This is a genomic window from Natrarchaeobius chitinivorans (assembly GCF_003841505.1).
In the GTDB taxonomy this organism is placed as follows: domain Archaea; phylum Halobacteriota; class Halobacteria; order Halobacteriales; family Natrialbaceae; genus Natrarchaeobius; species Natrarchaeobius chitinivorans.
Genome location: NZ_REGA01000003.1, coordinates 298,669 through 316,344, shown reverse-complemented (window position 1 = coordinate 316,344; position 17,676 = coordinate 298,669). Strand labels below are relative to the sequence as shown.

Sequence of the window (17,676 nt, the reverse complement as noted above, 5' to 3'; positions counted from 1 at the left end):
TTTAAAAAGATCAGGACGGTGACTTGATGTCAGGCCGCCGGCTCGAGATTCGCCCGTTCGGCTTCGGCCTGCACGAGGTACGCCCGGTCGTCGGCGTACTCGGCGACGACCTCGAGGGCTGCCTCCGTGCCGATCCGGTTGAGCGCCCACGCGGCGCTCGCCCGGACGCGGTCTTCCTCGTCGTCTTCGAGGACGTCCGCGAGCGGGTCGATCGCACGCGTGTCACCGATCAGACCGAGCGCCCGCGCGGCCCAGCTTCGAACGTCGGGGTTGTCCTCGGCGAGTTGATTCGCGATCGGCTGGACCGCCTCCTCGGTCCCGATCTCGCCGAGCGCCCTGAACGCCGGTTTCTGGAGATCCGGGTTGGAGTCGACGTAATCGAGCAGGGTGTCGACGACGTCGTCGTCGGCGACGCCGATCTTTCCGAGAATGCACATTGCGTCCTGATTTCTGCGGTTTGCCTGCTGGAGCATCGGATCGATCGCCTCCTCGGGACCCATCCGCTCGAGCGCCTCGAGGCAGTGTTCTTCCATGAAGTCCGAATCGAGGCTCTCGTAGGCCAGCAAGATCTGGTCGACGTTGCCGCGTTTCTCGTGGACCTTGAGCGCGTGCCACTCCGGCGGGAAGTCCTTGACGTGATCGAGGACGTCGTAAAAGCCCTCACGCCGGAGCTGTTCGCGCACCTCGAGATCCGTCCACTCGGTGGCGTCGTCGACGGCCGACTCGAAGTCGTCGGTCGCCTCGAGCAGCGCCGCGATCGTCTCCGCGTCGTCGTCGGGATCGAGGTCCGCGGCCTCGACCGCCGCGGTGACCTCCTCGAGCGTCTCGGAGAGTCGTTCGGGGACGTTGCCCTCCTCGTCGCCCTTCTCGCCGAGTTCCGCACCGCTTGCGGGCTCGAGATCGCCGGCGGTCGAGACGTCGCTTCCGAGCAGATCGTTCGCGTCCGCGAGGAATGCGTCGACCGCGTCGATCAGCTCCTCGTCGCCCTCGACGGTCCAGCGCGTTCCCGTGATCGTACTCCCGACGCCGTCGATTTCGCCCACGACGTCTTCGGCGTACGGCCCCCGCTGGTCCTCGAGGTCGTCCTCGAGGTCCGAGAGATCGCCCTCGATCTCGTCGTGACGGTCCTGGAGTTGCTCTTCGACCGCTGGTTCGTCGTCCTCGTCGTCTTCGTCCTCGTCGTCGGTTTCCGGCGGATCCGGGATCTCGACCGCCTCGAGGTCCGTTCGGAACGACTCGAGGTCGGCCTCGACGACGTCGAGGTCGTCTTCGGTTTCGGCCGCCTCGAGGTCGGTCTCGAGCGTCTCGAGGTCCGATTCGAACGCCTCGAGGCGGTTCTCGGTGGCCTCGAGATCGACCGACGGCTCCTCGTGTTCCTCCTCGGCGGCGGTCTCGTCGTCACCGTTTGCCCCGTCTTCGCTCATGCTCTCACCCTCGTCGCGAGACGACGCCGACGCGTGACAGTGTCCATACGCTACGGTCGTGTCAGGATCGCCCTAAGCGTTTCCATGCACGTCCGTTTGCGCCGGCGGCGGGTCCTCGCGCCAGTAGAACCAGGGACTGAGCGTCATGTAGGCCATTCCGAGTATCAGGAGTGCGAAGGGAAACGACCGGTTGGCGAAGCCGGGAGCGAGCACCGCGAGGACGTGGACGACGCCCATGATTCCGGCGTCGCGGGCGAGCAGGTCGGGGTACTCGATCCGGGAAACCATCAGGTAACAGAACGCGCCCGTGATCGCGAGGACGAGCCACGGGCCGGCGACGTCCGCGAGGATCGCCGCGCCGAGGATCGTCGCCGCGAGCGTCGTCTGGACGCCCTCGGTGTAGCTGCCGGTAACGTCGTACGCCGTGTACATGCCGAGTCGCGTGACGGCCGTGGCGACGAACAGCGCGCTGACCGCGAGTACGAGGAGCAACTCGCCGGTCACCGCCTCGAAGCCGATGCCGAGGCCGTCGGTGACGACGACGAACGCGAGGACGGCGGGCGCGACGGCGAACGAGGAGACGTCCGCGAGCGAGTCGAGGTAGGGGCCGGCCTCGGTGCCGCCGTAGCGGCGCGCGAGGATTCCGTCGAGTCCGTCCGCGACCGCGGCGAGGAGGATGAGGCGCGCAGCCAGATCGATGTCGACGAACGCGACGACGACGGCGACGAAGCCGAGGGCGGCGTTGGCGATCGTCACTGCGTCGGCGACTCCCAATCGACCGACGAACCGCGGAAGCATAGTCGGCGATTCGGCGGGCGGATACCTTACGTGTTTTCGTTTCGACACGGGCAAACGAACGGAAACAGTCGGCCGGTACTGACGCATCCCGGGCCGTCTCAGCGCGTCTCGAGTCGATCATCCCGGTGACACGTGAATTCAGTCGCATCAGCGTCTCGAGAGCGCCATTCCAGCAAATCGAGAACGAATCGGGGGGGTTATATTTCGACTCTCCCAAGTCGAGCCATGAACCGGCGCGTCTACCTCGCGGCCGTCGGAACCGCCGCCTCGAGCGGGCTGGCGGGCTGTACGTCCATCCTCAGCGCCTTCGAGAGCGAGCCCTGCGATGGCGAGAGCTGTGACATCGGGATGACTCGAAACGAGTTCGTCCCGGTCGAGTACGAGACGACGGTCGGCGAACCGGTCGTCTGGAAGAACACGAGCGGTGCGGATCACACCGTCACCGCCCTCGAAAACACGCTCCCCGACGGCGCTGCGTACTTCGCGACCGGAGATTACGAGGACGAAGAGACCGCCCGGAGCGCCTGGCACGAGTACCGCGGCGGGTACCTCGGCACTCGAGAGACGTACGAACACACGTTCGAGGTCCCGGGGCGATACGATTACATCTGCGAACCGCACGTCAAAGGCGGAATGGTCGGGACGGTTATCGTCACCGAGTGACTCGGAGACGACCACTCCCTTCTCGACGGAGAACGCGCCGAAGCCCCGTTGTGAATCGCGCTTCACAGAACGACTATTGAGTGAGCCCGAGTAGCCGGTTCCGTGAATGCAACGATAATCGGCTCCCAGATGGGAGACGAGGGCAAAGGTGGTATCGTCGACGTCTTCGGCGACGGCGCGGACGTCGTCGTTCGCTACCAGGGCGGGGACAACGCCGGGCACACCGTCTCCGAGGACGGGACGGAGTACGCGCTTCGGCTGCTCCCCAGCGGCGTCGTCCGGGGAAAAACCGGCGTGCTGGGCAACGGCTGCGTCGTGAACCTCGAGACGCTGTTCGACGAGATCCGACGGCTACGAGAACGCGGTCTCGATCCCGATATCCGCGTCTCCGGACGGGCGCACGTGGTATTACCCTACCACCGACTGCTGGACGAAGCGACGGAATCCTCGAGGAGCGAGCACGCGACCGCGGTCGGGACGACCGGAAACGGTATCGGCCCCGCTTACGAGGACAAGGCGAGCCGTCGCGGGATTCGGATCGCGGACTTGCGTTCCTCGTCGGTCCTCCGAACCCGCCTCGAGTCCGCGGCGGACCGGGCACGACGGATCGCCGAGAACACTTCAGAGATCGAACCGGGGAACGCGTTCGACGCCGATCACCTGCTCGAGACGTATCGAGCCTACGGCAGGCGACTCGAGGAAGAGCGAATGATCGTCGACGTCGGCGAGTACCTCACCGAGCGCTCGCGCGAGGGGAGCACGATCCTGTTCGAGGGTGCCCAGGGAACCCACATCGACGTCGACCACGGGACGTTTCCGTTCGTCACCTCGTCGAATCCGACCGCGGGCGGTGCCATCGTCGGCACGGGCGTGAGTCCGTCGATGGTCGCGGACGGCCACGTGATCGGCGTCGTGAAGTCCTACCTCAGCCGGGTCGGGAACGGTCCGTTGCCGACGGAGTTCGACGAGGAAGTCGCCGCCGAGTTCAGGGACGCAGTCGGCGGCTTCGGCACCGTCACCGGCCGCCCTCGCCGGATCGGCTGGCTCGACCTCCCGATGCTTCGGGCCTCGGCGCGGCTGAACGGCTTTACGGGGCTCGCGTTGAATCACGTCGACGCCCTCGCCGGACTCGAGGAGCTTCGGGTCTGTACGGCCTACGAACTCGGCGGCGAAACCCTGCGAACGCCGCCGTCGACCGTCGAGGAGTGGCGGCGGTGTACGCCGCGATACGAGCGCTTCGAGACGTGGTCCGACCGCGACTGGTGGGCGGTCGCCGACGACGGGTACGACGCTCTGCCGGCGGCCGCTCGAGCCTACGTCGAGTACGTGCGAGACGACCTCGAGTGTCCGATCTTCGCGGTGGGCGTCGGACCGGACCGGGAAGAGACGATCGTTCTCCGGAGCCCGTTCGAACCGGCCGAACGCGACAGCGACGAACGAAGTCTCCGAGACGATCACCCGGTTTCATCGTAATCGAGTGCACTATACAGAGAAACAACGGTCGTCCCAGCAGGATACCGGCGGTACGCCGGCCGTCCGGGACGGCGGTCGCCGGAGGATCCATCTCCGGGAGGACCACGATCGAATGCCACCGATGACGAACACCAATCGATGACGAACACCAATCGATGACGGACGAATCTCTCGATACGGACGCAGCGTTCTCGCTGCTCGCGGACGAAACCCGCGTCCGCATCCTCGAGGAACTCGGTTCCGCGACCGCGTCACCGGAAACCGGCATTCCGCGGCTTTCCTACGCCGACCTCAAATCTCGAGTGGGTATCCGAGACTCCGGGCGATTCAACTACCACCTGACGAAACTGGTGGGTAACTACGTCGCGAAGGAGGACGAAGGGTATCGACTGCGGTGGCCCGGCCTGGTACTCTACCGGACGCTCGTCGCCGGTCACCTCACGGACGAGGCGGGGTCGGCCGTCGACCGCTTCGCGGTCGGGACCGACTGCCATCGCTGTGGCGACTCGATCGAGGCCTACCGCTACGAGACGCTCTTTCGAGTCCGGTGTTTCTCCTGCGAGGCCACGTACACCGACGTCTACGTGCCCTCCCACGGGCTCGTCGACCGCGATCGGACCGCGATCCTCGAGGCCGTTCACCGGCGTACCCGGACGATACTGGACTCGATGACTTCAGGCCAGTGTCCGTGGTGTGCGCGGGAAGTCAGCCCGGAGATCCACGAAGGCGACGGATCGCTCCCCTCGCTCCACGACACCCGAGACCTCGAGCCGTACGTCGTCTACCACTGCACCGACTGCACCGGCTTCCAGTACGTGCCGGTGTCAGGGGTACTGCTCTATCACCCCGCGACCGTCGCCTTCTACTACGATCACGGGCTGGACCTCACCGAGATTCCGGCGTGGGAACTCCCGTGGGCGGTGACCGACGACGCGACGACCGTCCTCGAGACCGACCCCTGGCGGTTTCGCGTCAGGATCGACCTCGCGGACGAGTCGTTCGTCGCGCACCTGGACGAGGATCTCGAGGTCGTCGACGCCGCTCGAGAACCGCGGATCGACGAGTGACGGCCCGTCCGAACCTCTCGTACGGCTGTCTATCCGGACGACCGTCACGACAGACTTTTCACCACCGACTGTTACCACCTAGTTGTATGAGCGACTTCGAGCAGTTCAGTCAGGTCGGCGAAGCGGACGTCACACGAGCGATCGGCCAGGAGTGGACCGAGGAGTTCATGGACTTCTCGGATTCGGACGTGATCGTCGTCGGCGGCGGGCCATCGGGGCTGACGGCCGCGAAAGAACTCGCCGAGCGCGGCGTGAAAGTGATGGTCGTCGAGAAGAACAACTACCTCGGTGGCGGTTTCTGGCTCGGCGGCTTCCTGATGAACAAGGTCACCGTGCGCGATCCCGCCCAGCAGGTCCTCGAGGAACTGGACGTCTCCTACAAGCAGTCCCAGGACAGCGAGGGACTGTACGTCGCGAACGGTCCGGAGGCCTGTTCCGGCTTGATCAAGGCCGCCTGTGACGCGGGCGCGAAGATGCAGAACATGACCGAGTTTACGGATATCGTCATCCGCGAGGATCACAAGGTTTCGGGGATCGTCATGAACTGGACGCCGGTTCACGCCCTGCCCCGCGAGATCACCTGCGTCGATCCGATCGCGGTCGAGGCGGATCTGGTCATCGACGCCACCGGCCACGACGCGATGGCAATCACCAAACTCGACGAGCGCGGCGTCCTCGACGCGCCGGGTATTCAGGACGCAAAAGAGCGCGGAAAGGTCATGGACCAGACCGACGACGACACCTACGGTGCGCCCGGCCACGACTCGCCCGGCCACGACTCGATGTGGGTCGGCAAGTCAGAAGACGCCGTCGTCGAACACACCGGTCTCGTCCACGAGGGGCTGATCGCGACCGGCATGGCGACCGCGACCACCTACGGCCTGCCGCGGATGGGTCCGACCTTCGGTGCCATGCTCGTCTCGGGCAAACGCGCCGCCCAGGTCGCGCTCGACGAACTCGAGATCGACGCGCCTGAAGTCGAACTCACCTCTCGAGCGCAACCCGCCGACGACTGACGTCGTCTCAAGCGCGTCATCCGGGGGACGACACGACGTCTCACGAGTTTCGGCTCTTGAGCCACGTCGCGCCTTCCTGCTGAAACCGTTCGAACCACTCGAGATCGTCGTGGAGGACGCGGTAGACGACGTCGTGATCGATGGTTCCGTCTGGTGGGCGAGGACGTTCCAAAATCCGACCGCCTCCTCGAGGTGCGTCTGCGTCCCGTCCGAGATGACGTCTAACTCCGCGAGCGCCAGTATCTCGGATTTTGCGGTTCCGCTGGACTCGATCCCCTCGCTCGAACGGACGTGCTGTGAGAGATCGATGCATGCCTGGATTGTAGTAACAACTGGAACTATTTACACGCTGATCGTACAACCGTCGTGCGATCAAGTCGGTTCGACGAACGGATCGAGATGCCGCCGGATCCCGGCGCACGAAGGGCGATTCTCGAGGTCCACCTCCGCGGCCGGCCGCCGAGAACTGCCGCTGAGACGACGTCGTCGAGTACACCGACGGATACGCCGCGAGCGACCTCGCGTTGCTCGCGGACAACGCCGCCCGGAAGGCGATGCAGGCCGGCGACCGCGTGCGCGAACGTCACCTCCTCGAAGCCGTCTCCGAAACGACTGCAAGCATCGGTAGTTGATCCCTCGATCGACGGCCGACCGCAAGGGTTTCACCCGGTGGTACGACTAGGTAGTACATGGTCGATCGAGTGACTCTCTATCGCGCCCCCTCGACCGTCGCCGACGTCGACGAGATCGCCGACTGGCTCGAGACCCGCGTCGACGCCGAACTCACGGTCCGCGATCGCGTTCTCGACGTTCACCGGACCGACGATCTTCCGGAGCAGTTCGCGGAGGCGCGCGTAACGTCCCCGTACGACCGGTCGACGGGAAACACGATGCTCGGGACGATCCGCTACGAGGAACGTGCATTGGACAACCCCGAACGAGAGGGAGGTGTCCTCTACGACGGTCTGCAGGTCCAGCGGGCGCTCAACGCGGCGCTGCCGGACGACGAGCGCGGCCTCGAGACGGCTCACGTCGCCGTCCTCGATCGGGCAATCGGAACGTGGGGGGACCACGACGGCCGCTGGCACAAGCGAGTGAACGTCCTCGGACAGCCGGCGCTGGTTTCCGTTCCGGGGCTGTACGAGGCACCTGCAAAGCCCGAATCGTACTACAAGGAAAAGCAACGCCACGCGTTACTGTCCGGCGACGCCCCGCCGCGTGAGGTCCTCGAGAACCAGGTCGACGGGGAGTTTCTGATCGAGGACGATCCGCGGACGACCGACGCCCTGAAAGGGTACGCTCTTCAGGCCTATCACTACCTCGAGACGGGCGAGGGGTTCTGTGACCGGCCGGAGTGTCGACTCTTCAACGCACACTATCACGAGGACCTGATCGGGGCGCAGTTGCGCGACCCCACCTTCTGTACGGAGCATGCACAGCTCTACGGTACCGGCTGACCGACCGGTCGCTCAACTGTGACAGCTGTTCGAGGTAACGGAAACGAATCCGGTATCGACGTGACACTGACTGCAGTCAGAGAGTACACCGGAGGGACCGACCAGTCGTTCGAGTTCGTTCTCGAGTACCGCGCCGGTCCACAGTAGTGAGCACTCGAGCGGTTTGTCACAGTAGTCATCCGGTCAGACTCGAGAAGCCGATTCGAAAACGCCCCACAGTTCGTTATAGCGATATGTGGTTTACATAGAGAGTTCGGCGACGGTTTCGAACGTATCCCCGGCGACCGACTCGGCGACGGCTTCGACACTGAGGTTTTCGGGGACCCGTCCGGGATACTTTCGCCTGAAATACCCGAGCGTGTTCTCGAGGTCTCGCCGGAGGAACTCGTCTGCGTTCTCGTGATCGGTCGGGACGGCCTGGGGCCAATCGAAGATTTTCACGCCGTCCTCGCTGAGGAAGACGTTGTACTCGCTCATGTCGGCGTGGACGAACCCCTTCGCGTACGCGCGCGTAATCTCGGCCAGCAGCAGATCGAGGACACCCAGAACCTGATCGTCCTCGAGTCTGGTTCGGGAGAGTTCGACGCCGTCCATCTTCTCCATGACGATCGCGTGGCGGTTCTGGTCGATCGGCTGAGGGACGGCCACGTCAGGGTAGAGCTCCTCGAGCGTCTCGTACTCGCGTTCGGCGGCTTTCCGTGCGGTGTACATCCAGGAGACGTGTTCGTTGTCCGAGGCGTAATCGCGTTCTTTGTGGACCTCCCGGAAGTTGGTGTACCCCTCGCGGTGGTACTTCAGCGCGAGCGGTTTGTACGATCGAACTTCGTACACGTCGCTTTCCTTGCCAACGCCGAGTGGCGACCCGAACTCGGATATCGTCTCCCGTTCGGCGAAGGCTCGCAACGCGAGCGCGTCGTACCCCTCGAACTGGAGGGTGTACCCCTCGTACTGGATCGTCTTCTTCTCGATCAACCCCCGTTTGAGACAGCGCTCGAGGCGGTAGTCGACTTCCTCGTCGGTCAGACTGGAGAACTTCGGGAGTTTCTCCCGCTGGACCCACTCCGAAAAGCGCATCCCCTGTTCGACCCCGGAGAGGAGATAGAAGTCCTGCTCGTCGAGTTCGGGTAGTAACCCGGCTACGTTCCGCACCATGAGCGGACGTAGCCGGTGGGTACGTAAAAACGTCGTGACGCTCCGCGACGGTCGCCGTGGGGGTTCGGCCCACTCGATCGGACCGTCGAAGTCGTTTGCAGTGGACCCGCAGGGTATAGCGTGGATGCGCCGCGTGATCGATCGGTTGGCCGGGGGGACAGCCGCCCGTGTCACCCTGGCTTTCTTGACTGGAGAGCGGGTAGGGCGTCCAAAACAGGACTGATAAATCAAATAACGATATATCAAATCCGAGGGGCCGGGGAAATCGATTTCTTCTCTCCGACATCCCGTCGTTCGGGAGGGATCCGCCGACTCGAGCACCGAGATGGGCGAACCCGTGGCGGAGTCGTTCAGCCGCCAGTGCAACCGCACGGACGATTCGCCAGCCGCCGGTCCGACCGCACATTCAAGTCGGTCGCCTCCGACCGATCCAGTATGTCCGACTTCGCAGACGAGCAGTGGCGACTGATACGGGACGACCCCCGCGACGGAGCCACGCAGATGGCACTCGAGGAGATCGCCGCCGAGACGGCTCTCGCGGACGACCTCAGAACGGTTCGAGTGTACTCGTGGGAACCGAGTACGCTCTCGCTCGGCTACCATCAAGACGCCGACACGGTCGACTGGGAGTACTGCGAACGGGAGGGAATCGACGTGACCCGCAGGCAGACCGGTGGCGGCGGGATCTATCACGACCGGTACGCCGACATCTCCTACACCATCGTCGCGCCGGCAGCCGAGGTCCCCGGCGACCTGATGGCGTGTTACGAACTGTTTTGCGAACCGATCCTCGAGGCGTTCGATCGGATGGGCGTCGACGCCGACTTCGCGGCGTCCGAGCAGGACGCGATCTACAAGCCGTCCTGTTACCTTCGAGACATCAATCCCGCACACGACATCGTGGCCCCCGCAAGCACGGACGGACCGGGTGGAAAGATCAGCGGCAACGCCCAGTACCGCCAGCGCGACGTCGTGATTCAGCACGGCTCGATCAGTTACGACCTCGAGCCCTCCCGCCACGTCGGCGTCTTCGAAGGTGACGTCGACGAATCGACCTTCCTGGATCGGGTCACGAGCGTCCGCGAGCAGGCCGGGATCGAACGCGACGAAGCGGTCGACGCCCTCGCCGCATCGCTGGGCGAGTGGTGTGACGCAGAGAGCTCGGACTGGCGACGGTCGGAACTCGAGGCTGCAAGAGAGCTCGCCGAAGCGAAGTTCGGCGCGGATGGCTGGGTGAGAGAGCGCTCGGAACCCGAGTCGGTCGAACGCTGAGACGGGGTATCGTAACGACGCGCCGATGGAACCGCGATTCGTCTGCGGCCTCACCTGACGGCCCCGGAGATGACATCGCGTTTCGAACTGGTCGAAACGGTAGACGCGGTCACGCCACGCCCCGACGACGCTTCGGTATCCCTATCACGGATCGGTACTGACTGGCGTCTATGAACGTCGGCGCACACGTCTCGATCTCAGGCTCGCGCGTCTCATCGGACGACGAAACGCCACCGTACGACGACATCAGAAACGCGATCCCGCGGCAACTCGCCTTCGGCGGCAACTGCGGGCAGATTTTCACGACGTCGCCGCAGGTCTGGGCCCAGCCCGACATCGGCGACGACGCTGCCGCCGGGTTCCGCGAGAAAACCGACGAGAAACTCGAGGGGCCGTGGGTGATCCACACCTCGTACCTGGTCAACCTCTGTACGCCGAAAGAGGACCTGCGGCGGAAGTCCACAGAGAGCATGCAAGCGGAACTCGACGCCGCCGAGAAACTGGGCGTCCCGTACGTCAACGTCCACCTCGGCGCTCACACCGGCGCGGGCGTCGAGAGCGGTCTCGACAACGCCGCGAGCGTCATCGACGACCTCGACGTTCCCGACGATGTCCAGATCCTGATCGAATCCGACGCCGGCAGCGGGACGAAACTCGGCGGCGAGTTCTCCCACCTCGCGGGCGTCATCGACCGGACGGACACGGAGATCGGGATCTGTATCGACACGGCCCACACCCTCGTGGCGGGCAACGACCTGACCACGCCCGAATCGGTCGACGAAACTGTCGGACGATTCGACGACGAGGTCGGCCTCGAGTACCTCGAGTACATCCACCTCAACGACTCGAAACACGACGTCGGAACCCACAAGGACGAACACGCCCACATCGGTGAGGGCTACATCGGCGAGGACGGCATGAAGGCGATCGTCAACCACCCCGACCTTCGGGATCTGCCGTTCGCCCTCGAGACGCCGACCGAGGACGGACGCGGCTTCGCCTGGAACGTAAAGAAGGTCAAAGAGCTTCGCGAGGAGTAACGAGCGGTCTCGGCTCCGTCGCGAAATCGACCCGCTTTTCACTCGAGACGGACGTACTGTCGGTCGTGCGCGAGTTCTCCGAAACCTACCTACGCCGAACCCGCGAGGGGATGTGGGACGACTCTCGAGTCCCCCTCGAGCCCCTCGACCTCGAGACTCGCGAGCGCGTCCTCGACGTCGGCTGTGGGACCGGCGAGTTGAGTCGGGTTCTCGCGTCCGAGTGTTCGGGCGAAGTGATCGGCAGTGACGTCGACCGGCGATTGCTCTCGGTCGCGGGTGAGCACGTTCCGGTCGTCGCCGGCGACGCCTTCCAGCTGCCGTTTCCGGACGACTGTTTCGACCTCGTCGTCTGTCAGGCGCTGTTGATCAACCTCCCCGAGCCGGCGGCGGCGCTCGCGGAGTTCGCACGGGTTTCGAGCGAACTGGTCGCAGCCGTCGAACCGAACAACGCCGCCGTCGACGTCGACTCGAGCGTCGACGCCGAGAACGACCTCGAGCGTCGCGCTCGAGCGGCCTACCTCGAGGGGATCGAAACCGACGTCGCGCTCGGGTCCGACGCCCGCGAAGCGTTCGAGGCGGCCGGGATCGACGTGCTCGAAACCAGGCAGTACGACCACGTCCGGACCGTTGAACCCCCCTACAGCGAGCATTCGTTGACCGCGGCCCGCCGCAAAGCGACCGGGGCGGGACTGGCCGACGACCGCGAGACGATGCTCTCGGGCGAGATGACCGAGGCCGAGTACGACGACCTCCGGAGTGAGTGGCGCCAGATGGGACGTACCGTGATCGACCAGATGGAAGACGGTGAGTATCGCCGAACGGAAGCGGTCCCGTTTTTCGTCACGGTCGGACGCGCGTAGACAACTTCCCTGTAGTACTGTGGCACTCGTGGAACCAAGCCGCCCTCGCCACCGGCGACGACGGCCGGTCAGACCACGTCCCCGCGTACCGTCGCCCCCTCCTGTGATTCGCGCCAGGTGTGAAGTTCTCGTGCAGCGTCCGTCGCCTCCCCCTCGTCCATGCCGAGCATCTCGAGGGCGGCGGAGAGCGTCGGCAAGGCGAGTTCGCTCTCACGAAGCTTCCGGAACGCCTCGTCGCTTCGGGTGCCGTCGACCCACAGGCAGACGCCGCGGGGATCGAGCAACTGGGTGTAATCCTCGCGTAGTTTCGCCCCGCGAAGCCGCTGCGTGACGTTGTCTTCGAAGGAGGCGTTGCACACTTCGAGGTGAATCGGTTCGTCTCCCTCGAGTACGTGTGCGGCGAGACACTTCTCGGGAGCCGCGTGGCCGTTCGCGTTGGCTCGCAGATAGTCGGGGAACTCCGCTGCCCAGTCGGCCCGGACCGACTTGCCGACGCCGGCGATCCCGTGGGAGTCGCGAAACGCCGCGTCGGGATCGGACTCTCGCTCGCTCGAGCCGTCTTTCCCACCCGTCCCGTCGACGGCCGCGCTGTCGTCGCGAACGAGAACGTCCTTGGTCAGGTAGACGTCGAGGCGTTCGATCGGATCGAGCCCGAGCGCGACGTCGCCGAACGCCCACACCTCGCGAACCGGGACCGGCATCCGCTCGTTCTCGACGGTGTCGACGAGTTCCTCGAGGCGGTCGACCGCGTCAGCGCGACCAATGTCGCTCATCGGCGGGAGATGGGGGCTCGAGGCGCAAAACCGTTTCTCATACGAACTGTATCAGGCTGCCTTCGACCGATCCGTCGTCACGTAGACCGTCTTCCGGACCGTCGCGTGGACGGTTCCCTCCGCGTCGACCAGATCGACCGTGTAGTGGCGATCGATCGACTCCGTCCCGTCGGCCTCGAGTTCGGCTCGGATTGCCGCGATCTCCTCGTCGGAGAGCGAGAATTTCGCGTACAACGTCTCTCGACCCGGCTTCTTGAACCGAATTTCAGCTTCCTTGTCCCAGACGACGTACCCGTCCCCGAGGCTTTTCATCAGCATCATCATGTAGAACGGATCGACGGCACCGTAGAGACTGCCGCCGAAGGTCGTCCCGACGTAGTTTCTGGTCCGCCAGTTCAGGGGGAGTTTGATGCGAACCTCCTGCCAGTCGGGAGCGACGTACGTGACGCGGCCACCGGTTCGACGGTACGCGGGAAAGAGATTGAACCCGATCCGATAGAGCCGGGAACGCAGGGCCGAGAGCATAGAGCAGCTACGCCCACTCGCCTCGAAAGTGTTGGCAAACGCCCCGTCAGTGGACGGCGGTTCACACTACTCGAGTCCGAACCCGACAGCGTGGGTTCCCGCTCGTGACCGACGCCGATTCGACACGTCTCTCTTCCCGTCCGGTTCTGTCAAGAGAGCAGGTTTTTATCCGTTCCGGGTGAACGAACACCCATGCGACACCGCGTCTTCAACGAGGACGGCGAGGAAGAACTCGTCTTCGTCATGGGCTGGGGCAACCGCTGGACCCACGAGAACGTCAGCTGGCTCGTCGGAACGCTGACCGACGCCGACTACCGGGTCCACGCGTTCGAACTCCCCACCAACATCGACGACTTCAAAGCCGACTGGCTCGAGCCGATCGCGGAGTACGTCCTCGACCTCGAGGGCTACCAGTTGCTCGGTCACAGCGCCGGCGCGCTCGTCGGACAGGCGTTAGACGGCGCGGACAACCACGTCTACCTGAGCCCCTGGTGGGGATTCGGCCCACGACATCCCGATCAGTTGCTCGAGGCAATCTCCAGAGTCCCGACGACGCTGCCGTGTCTCCCGGTCGGCGAGATGGACGAGCCGACCCTCGGCGAGTTGGCGACCGACCACCAGATCGCGACGATGCCCCGGTGGGTCTCGCCCGCGTTCGTTCGGGAGATCCGTCACGCACAGCAAGAGATGCTGGCGATCGATCACGACGCCGTCGTCTTCTGTTCGCTTCGCGACCCGATGATCGACCACCGGCCGATCGGCGAGCGCGTCCCGGCCGAACACGTCGTCCTCTACGACGGCGGTCACGAACTGTTCTCCTCGCCGACTCGAGAGCGGTACACCGACCTCCTGCTCGATTCGCTCGAGGAGGGTGCGTCGGTCGTCGAAGAACGCGCCCGGATACCCGTCTGATACGGATCTACGGTTCGGGGACGGACGGCAGTGAGCGGATCCGACGGTGAGCGCGCGTAGACGAAACCGTGATGCGTGCCCGCCCACAACGGTCCGACGATGGAGTGCAACCGGTGTGACGAGGAAGCGATCATGCACGCCGCCTACTCCGGGGCTCACCTCTGTCCGGATCACTTTCGCGAGTCGGTCGTAAAGCGGGTCCGGCGCAGGGTCCGGCGGGACGACCTCGTCCCCCACGACGTCACCCCCGAGGACCCACAGACGTGGGTGATCGGCCTCTCGGGTGGAAAAGACAGCGTCGTCCTCACGCAAATCCTCCACGACACGTTCGCCGAGGATCCCCGGATCGAACTCGTCGGACTCACGATCCACGAGGGGATCGAGGGTTACCGCGACGAGAGCCTCGAGGCCTGTGTCGAACTCGCCAACGACCTCGAGATTCGCCACGAGGTCGTCAGTTACGAAGAGGAGTTCGGTATCCGGATGGACGACGTCGTCGAGGACGACCCGGAGAACATGGCCGCCTGCGCATACTGCGGGGTGTTCAGGCGGGACGTCCTCTCGCGGTACGCCGAGGAACTCGAGGCTGACCTCCTGTTGACCGGCCACAATCTGGACGACGAGGCACAGACCGCGATGATGAACTTCCTCGAGGGTGACGTCGAGCAGATCGCGAAACACTTCGACGCCAGTCTCGGCCCACTCTCCGAACGCGAGGAGCAATCGGAGTTCGTCCCGCGCGCAAAGCCGCTTCGGGACGTTCCGGAGAAGGAAGTCGCCCTCTACGCCCACGTCGAGAACCTCCCCGCCCACATCACGGAGTGTCCCCACTCGAGCGAGGCCTACCGCGGCGAGATCCAACAACTCCTCTACGGCCTCGAGGAGAACCACCCCGGGACGCGCCACTCGATTCTCGCCGGTTACGAGGACCTGGCCTCGATCGCCGCCGAGGAGTTTAGCGGCGACGACGGGGCCGAGCTTCAGGACTGCGTCGAATGCGGCTCGACGACCACCCGCGACGTCTGTCGAAAGTGTTCGTTGCTCGAGTCACTCGCCTGAGACGGATTACTGTAACTATTTACCGGCGCACCCGCCGCCCGGGTCGCGGGTGCGCCGACAATGACGTACAGTAAACCGTATGAGACGGCCCGGTTATCGGCGTTGAAACTCAAGCCAACGGGTAGAACAGGTCGTCCGGATCGGGCCAGTAGATGCGGCCGTCGTAGACGATCGGGTCGTCGGTGTGTCGGACGAGCGCCTTGATGCCGGCGGCGTCGGTCGTGTTCCGGACGACTTTTCCCGTAAACGTCGACTCCGCGTCCGGGAAGTCCGGATTCCAGTAGTAGCCCGGACGCTTGACGTACGCGTAATCCTCGACGACGAAGCGACCGTCTCCGGCTGGTTCGATACCGTGTAGATGGCCGTAGTTACCAGGGTCGTTCTCGGCGATTCGGGCCAGGCCAGCGCCGACGATTCCGAGATCCGAGCGACCCGCTGCGTACTGTTCGGCCACCAATCGGGCGTAGTTCAGGGGAAACCCCGCAGCGAGCAGGTTGAAAAAGAGCCGACGGACGTCAGACGAAAGCGTCGGTTCTCGATCCGGCTGTCGAACGACGGCGGCGACGCTCCCGTGCTCGATTACGGCTTCCCCGACGTCGACCGAATCCGGGCCGTCGAGCACGAGCAGGCGAGCGTCGACGTCCTCGAGGTGTGCTGGATCGAGCGTCCCATCCGGACACGCGAACGAGCCATCACAGTCCCCGACGAAGTGTAGGAGGTCGGTTGGCGTCGACAGCAGGTCGGCGAGTTCGTCGTGGGAGACGTTCCGATGGACCTCGACCGGCAACGGATCGGGCGGCCGCTCTCGAAAGCTTTCGGTCGTCGCTTCGGCGGCCGAGGCTCGATCAGGGTCGTTTACGACCACGACCCGACGGACGTCCGCGTCCCGGTACTGCACGAACTCGAGTTCGTTCTCGAAGCCCTGTATTCGACCCTGATAGGCGTGATCCGGCTCCGAATCGGCGAACCAGCCGACGAACGGCTCGAAGTCCACTGGATCACCGCGACCGACGCCGGTCTCGTTCTGGCCGGGTGCGTCGCCGAACCGATCGGCGACGTCGGGCTGGAGGACGAGGCCGATGTCGTTTAATGCAAACGGAAGCACCGTCGCGTTCTCGATCGTCGGATCGACGTACCAGCGACGTTTCCACTCGGGGAGAGCGGTTTCGAGCGCAGACTCGGGCAGCTCGAGGTAGGTTCGGAGGCGTTCGGCGTTGGTCGCGCCCTCGAGTCGATCGACGTCTAACGACTCCTCGGAGAAGTGGCTCCACTCGGAGAGAGACAGAGCGTCGTAGCGCGTCTTGACCAGTAGATCGAGCTGGAACGTCCGGCGAACGAGCTTCCCCACCTGGATCTGGAACTCAGGAAGCGGATCGAACTCGTGGGTCAATCCGACTGCAGGGGCACGGATCACCGGTCGGTCCCGATCGGCCGTGGTGACGGTTGCGCCGAGGTAGTACGCAAACGGTGTGGCGGGGAACAGCCACTCCGGCCCGTCGGGTACGATCAGTTCGATGCCCGTTTCTGGAACCGATCCGGCGACGGCATCGGGAACGACCGTCTCGTCGCCGAACTCGAGCAGCGGTGGATGTCCCTCGCGAGCGAGACTCGCGTTTTGAACGCCGCTATCGCCAAGGGGTGCCGAGAGGTGTGAGAGGGCCGTCGCAAGGCCGTCAGTCGTCGGTGCGACAGTGATCGTGTGTCTGGGATAGCTCGGGGCGTCGCTGAATCCGAGCGTGACGACCGTGGAGTGATCGAACGAGAGGCCGAGGCGCTGGTCGGATCGCCGCTGCAGGGTCGCGGTGCCGTCGAAGCGGACCACCGTCAACGGTCTCGACAGGAGGAAGAAGTAGTAGCACCGTTCGGGCAGTTCGACGGTTTCTCGCTCAGTTTCGACGTCGAACAGGTGGACGATCGAGTCGTCCTCGATCGCGAAGACGTTCGCGTGAACCGCAGGGAAGACGAGTTCGGACGCGCGACCGCTCACCGAGGCGTGTATTCGTCTGGGAATCGGATCGAGGTCGACCGCCGGGGCCGGGGTATCCCAGCCCATGGTTTCGATCTCGACGGTGCTATCCGAGAGATCGACTGCCCGAACGGTCGGTCCCGACACGTCGACGTCGATGGGGTCCATCACCGGTTTCAGGGCGTGATACACTGAAAGTCTATTGGCCCAGTAGTACCA

The 17,676-nt window shown here is 64.6% G+C and carries 18 protein-coding genes and 1 pseudogene; 11 read left to right on the top strand and 8 right to left on the bottom strand.

Features of this window, described 5'->3' with window-relative positions:
- Positions 1-29: 29 nt before the first annotated feature.
- Both EA473_RS05900 and EA473_RS05895 read right to left on the bottom strand, forming a co-directional pair.
- Positions 30-1,424: a HEAT repeat domain-containing protein gene (locus tag EA473_RS05900; RefSeq protein ID WP_124194732.1), complete on the bottom strand. Its 1,395-nt coding sequence runs from the start codon at positions 1,422-1,424 to the stop codon at positions 30-32.
- Between the two features lie 72 nt (positions 1,425-1,496).
- Positions 1,497-2,222, bottom strand: a complete 726-nt coding sequence (locus tag EA473_RS05895) for a protein sorting system archaetidylserine synthase (RefSeq protein ID WP_124194731.1) — start codon at positions 2,220-2,222, stop codon at positions 1,497-1,499.
- A 225-nt stretch (positions 2,223-2,447) separates the two neighbouring features.
- On the opposite strand from EA473_RS05895, the gene EA473_RS05890 reads away from it, so the two are divergent.
- The 4 genes from EA473_RS05890 to EA473_RS05875 all read left to right on the top strand — a co-directional run bounded on the left by EA473_RS05890 (position 2,448) and on the right by EA473_RS05875 (position 6,441).
- Positions 2,448-2,885: a cupredoxin domain-containing protein gene (locus EA473_RS05890; RefSeq protein ID WP_124194730.1), complete on the top strand. Its 438-nt coding sequence runs from the start codon at positions 2,448-2,450 to the stop codon at positions 2,883-2,885.
- 102 nt (positions 2,886-2,987) lie between these two features.
- Complete coding sequence (locus tag EA473_RS05885) at positions 2,988-4,358, top strand: adenylosuccinate synthase (protein ID WP_124194729.1); 1,371 nt, start codon at positions 2,988-2,990, stop codon at positions 4,356-4,358.
- Positions 4,359-4,513: 155 nt separating this feature from the next.
- Entirely contained in the window at positions 4,514-5,425 is a 912-nt protein-coding gene (locus EA473_RS05880) for a winged helix-turn-helix domain-containing protein (RefSeq protein WP_124194728.1), read from the top strand.
- An 86-nt stretch (positions 5,426-5,511) separates the two neighbouring features.
- On the top strand, positions 5,512-6,441 hold the full coding sequence (locus EA473_RS05875) for a sulfide-dependent adenosine diphosphate thiazole synthase (protein WP_124194727.1): 930 nt from the start codon (positions 5,512-5,514) through the stop codon (positions 6,439-6,441).
- A gap of 40 nt (positions 6,442-6,481) precedes the next feature.
- Here the strand turns inward: EA473_RS05875 and EA473_RS23020 are convergent, their stop codons facing one another.
- Both EA473_RS23020 and EA473_RS23200 read right to left on the bottom strand, forming a co-directional pair.
- The gene (locus EA473_RS23020) at positions 6,482-6,613 is read right to left on the bottom strand and encodes a hypothetical protein (protein ID WP_279387647.1); all 132 of its coding nucleotides are present in this window, start codon (positions 6,611-6,613) and stop codon (positions 6,482-6,484) included.
- A gap of 38 nt (positions 6,614-6,651) precedes the next feature.
- A pseudogene (locus EA473_RS23200) lies at positions 6,652-6,714 on the bottom strand (hypothetical protein); the annotation flags it as partial.
- A gap of 416 nt (positions 6,715-7,130) precedes the next feature.
- Between EA473_RS23200 and EA473_RS05865 the strand changes: the two are divergent.
- Positions 7,131-7,898, top strand: coding sequence for a DUF7001 family protein (locus tag EA473_RS05865; RefSeq protein WP_124194726.1), 768 nt, complete (start codon positions 7,131-7,133; stop codon positions 7,896-7,898).
- A gap of 18 nt (positions 7,899-7,916) precedes the next feature.
- Positions 7,917-8,045 carry a hypothetical protein gene (locus EA473_RS23015; protein ID WP_279387645.1) on the top strand — a complete coding sequence of 43 codons (129 nt, stop codon included), beginning with the start codon at positions 7,917-7,919 and terminating at the stop codon, positions 8,043-8,045.
- Between the two features lie 93 nt (positions 8,046-8,138).
- Here EA473_RS23015 and EA473_RS05860 read toward each other — a convergent pair whose 3' ends face one another.
- Complete coding sequence (locus tag EA473_RS05860) at positions 8,139-9,050, bottom strand: serine/threonine-protein kinase RIO2 (protein ID WP_124194725.1); 912 nt, start codon at positions 9,048-9,050, stop codon at positions 8,139-8,141.
- A 435-nt stretch (positions 9,051-9,485) separates the two neighbouring features.
- Between EA473_RS05860 and EA473_RS05855 the strand changes: the two genes are divergently transcribed.
- From EA473_RS05855 to EA473_RS05845, 3 genes are all read left to right on the top strand, one after another.
- A complete protein-coding gene (locus EA473_RS05855; protein WP_124194724.1) occupies positions 9,486-10,322 on the top strand; it encodes a lipoate--protein ligase family protein in 837 nt (278 codons plus the stop codon).
- 170 nt (positions 10,323-10,492) lie between these two features.
- Entirely contained in the window at positions 10,493-11,362 is an 870-nt protein-coding gene (locus EA473_RS05850) for a deoxyribonuclease IV (protein WP_124194723.1), read from the top strand.
- A 65-nt stretch (positions 11,363-11,427) separates the two neighbouring features.
- On the top strand, positions 11,428-12,222 hold the full coding sequence (locus tag EA473_RS05845) for a class I SAM-dependent methyltransferase (RefSeq protein WP_124194722.1): 795 nt from the start codon (positions 11,428-11,430) through the stop codon (positions 12,220-12,222).
- A gap of 68 nt (positions 12,223-12,290) precedes the next feature.
- On the opposite strand, the gene EA473_RS05840 is transcribed toward EA473_RS05845, so the two are convergent.
- Both EA473_RS05840 and EA473_RS05835 read right to left on the bottom strand, forming a co-directional pair.
- A complete protein-coding gene (locus EA473_RS05840; protein ID WP_124194721.1) occupies positions 12,291-12,995 on the bottom strand; it encodes a DUF7095 family protein in 705 nt (234 codons plus the stop codon).
- A gap of 51 nt (positions 12,996-13,046) precedes the next feature.
- The gene (locus tag EA473_RS05835) at positions 13,047-13,520 is read right to left on the bottom strand and encodes a DUF4442 domain-containing protein (RefSeq protein ID WP_124194720.1); all 474 of its coding nucleotides are present in this window, start codon (positions 13,518-13,520) and stop codon (positions 13,047-13,049) included.
- A gap of 192 nt (positions 13,521-13,712) precedes the next feature.
- Here EA473_RS05835 and EA473_RS05830 point away from each other — a divergent pair, with 192 nt between their 5' ends.
- On the top strand, positions 13,713-14,432 hold the full coding sequence (locus EA473_RS05830) for an alpha/beta fold hydrolase (protein WP_124194719.1): 720 nt from the start codon (positions 13,713-13,715) through the stop codon (positions 14,430-14,432).
- Between the two features lie 99 nt (positions 14,433-14,531).
- Positions 14,532-15,491 carry a tRNA 2-thiolation protein NcsA gene (gene ncsA, locus EA473_RS05825; RefSeq protein WP_124194718.1) on the top strand — a complete coding sequence of 320 codons (960 nt, stop codon included), beginning with the start codon at positions 14,532-14,534 and terminating at the stop codon, positions 15,489-15,491.
- 109 nt (positions 15,492-15,600) lie between these two features.
- Here ncsA and EA473_RS05815 read toward each other — a convergent pair whose 3' ends face one another.
- On the bottom strand, positions 15,601-17,625 hold the full coding sequence (locus EA473_RS05815; RefSeq protein WP_124194717.1) for a hypothetical protein: 2,025 nt from the start codon (positions 17,623-17,625) through the stop codon (positions 15,601-15,603).
- Positions 17,626-17,676 lie beyond the last annotated feature (51 nt).

Coding starts and splice junctions, on each gene's coding strand:
- EA473_RS05875 (WP_124194727.1), top strand. CDS start 5,512: ATGAGCGACTTCGAGCAGTTCAGTCAGGTCGGCGAAGCGGACGTCACA.
- EA473_RS05890 (WP_124194730.1), top strand. CDS start 2,448: ATGAACCGGCGCGTCTACCTCGCGGCCGTCGGAACCGCCGCCTCGAGC.
- EA473_RS05895 (WP_124194731.1), bottom strand. CDS start 2,222: ATGCTTCCGCGGTTCGTCGGTCGATTGGGAGTCGCCGACGCAGTGACG.
- EA473_RS05835 (WP_124194720.1), bottom strand. CDS start 13,520: ATGCTCTCGGCCCTGCGTTCCCGGCTCTATCGGATCGGGTTCAATCTC.
- ncsA (WP_124194718.1), top strand. CDS start 14,532: ATGGAGTGCAACCGGTGTGACGAGGAAGCGATCATGCACGCCGCCTAC.
- EA473_RS05900 (WP_124194732.1), bottom strand. CDS start 1,424: ATGAGCGAAGACGGGGCAAACGGTGACGACGAGACCGCCGCCGAGGAG.
- EA473_RS05855 (WP_124194724.1), top strand. CDS start 9,486: ATGTCCGACTTCGCAGACGAGCAGTGGCGACTGATACGGGACGACCCC.
- EA473_RS05880 (WP_124194728.1), top strand. CDS start 4,514: ATGACGGACGAATCTCTCGATACGGACGCAGCGTTCTCGCTGCTCGCG.
- EA473_RS05860 (WP_124194725.1), bottom strand. CDS start 9,050: ATGGTGCGGAACGTAGCCGGGTTACTACCCGAACTCGACGAGCAGGAC.
- EA473_RS05840 (WP_124194721.1), bottom strand. CDS start 12,995: ATGAGCGACATTGGTCGCGCTGACGCGGTCGACCGCCTCGAGGAACTC.
- EA473_RS05830 (WP_124194719.1), top strand. CDS start 13,713: ATGCGACACCGCGTCTTCAACGAGGACGGCGAGGAAGAACTCGTCTTC.
- EA473_RS05815 (WP_124194717.1), bottom strand. CDS start 17,625: ATGGACCCCATCGACGTCGACGTGTCGGGACCGACCGTTCGGGCAGTC.
- EA473_RS05850 (WP_124194723.1), top strand. CDS start 10,493: ATGAACGTCGGCGCACACGTCTCGATCTCAGGCTCGCGCGTCTCATCG.
- EA473_RS05865 (WP_124194726.1), top strand. CDS start 7,131: ATGGTCGATCGAGTGACTCTCTATCGCGCCCCCTCGACCGTCGCCGAC.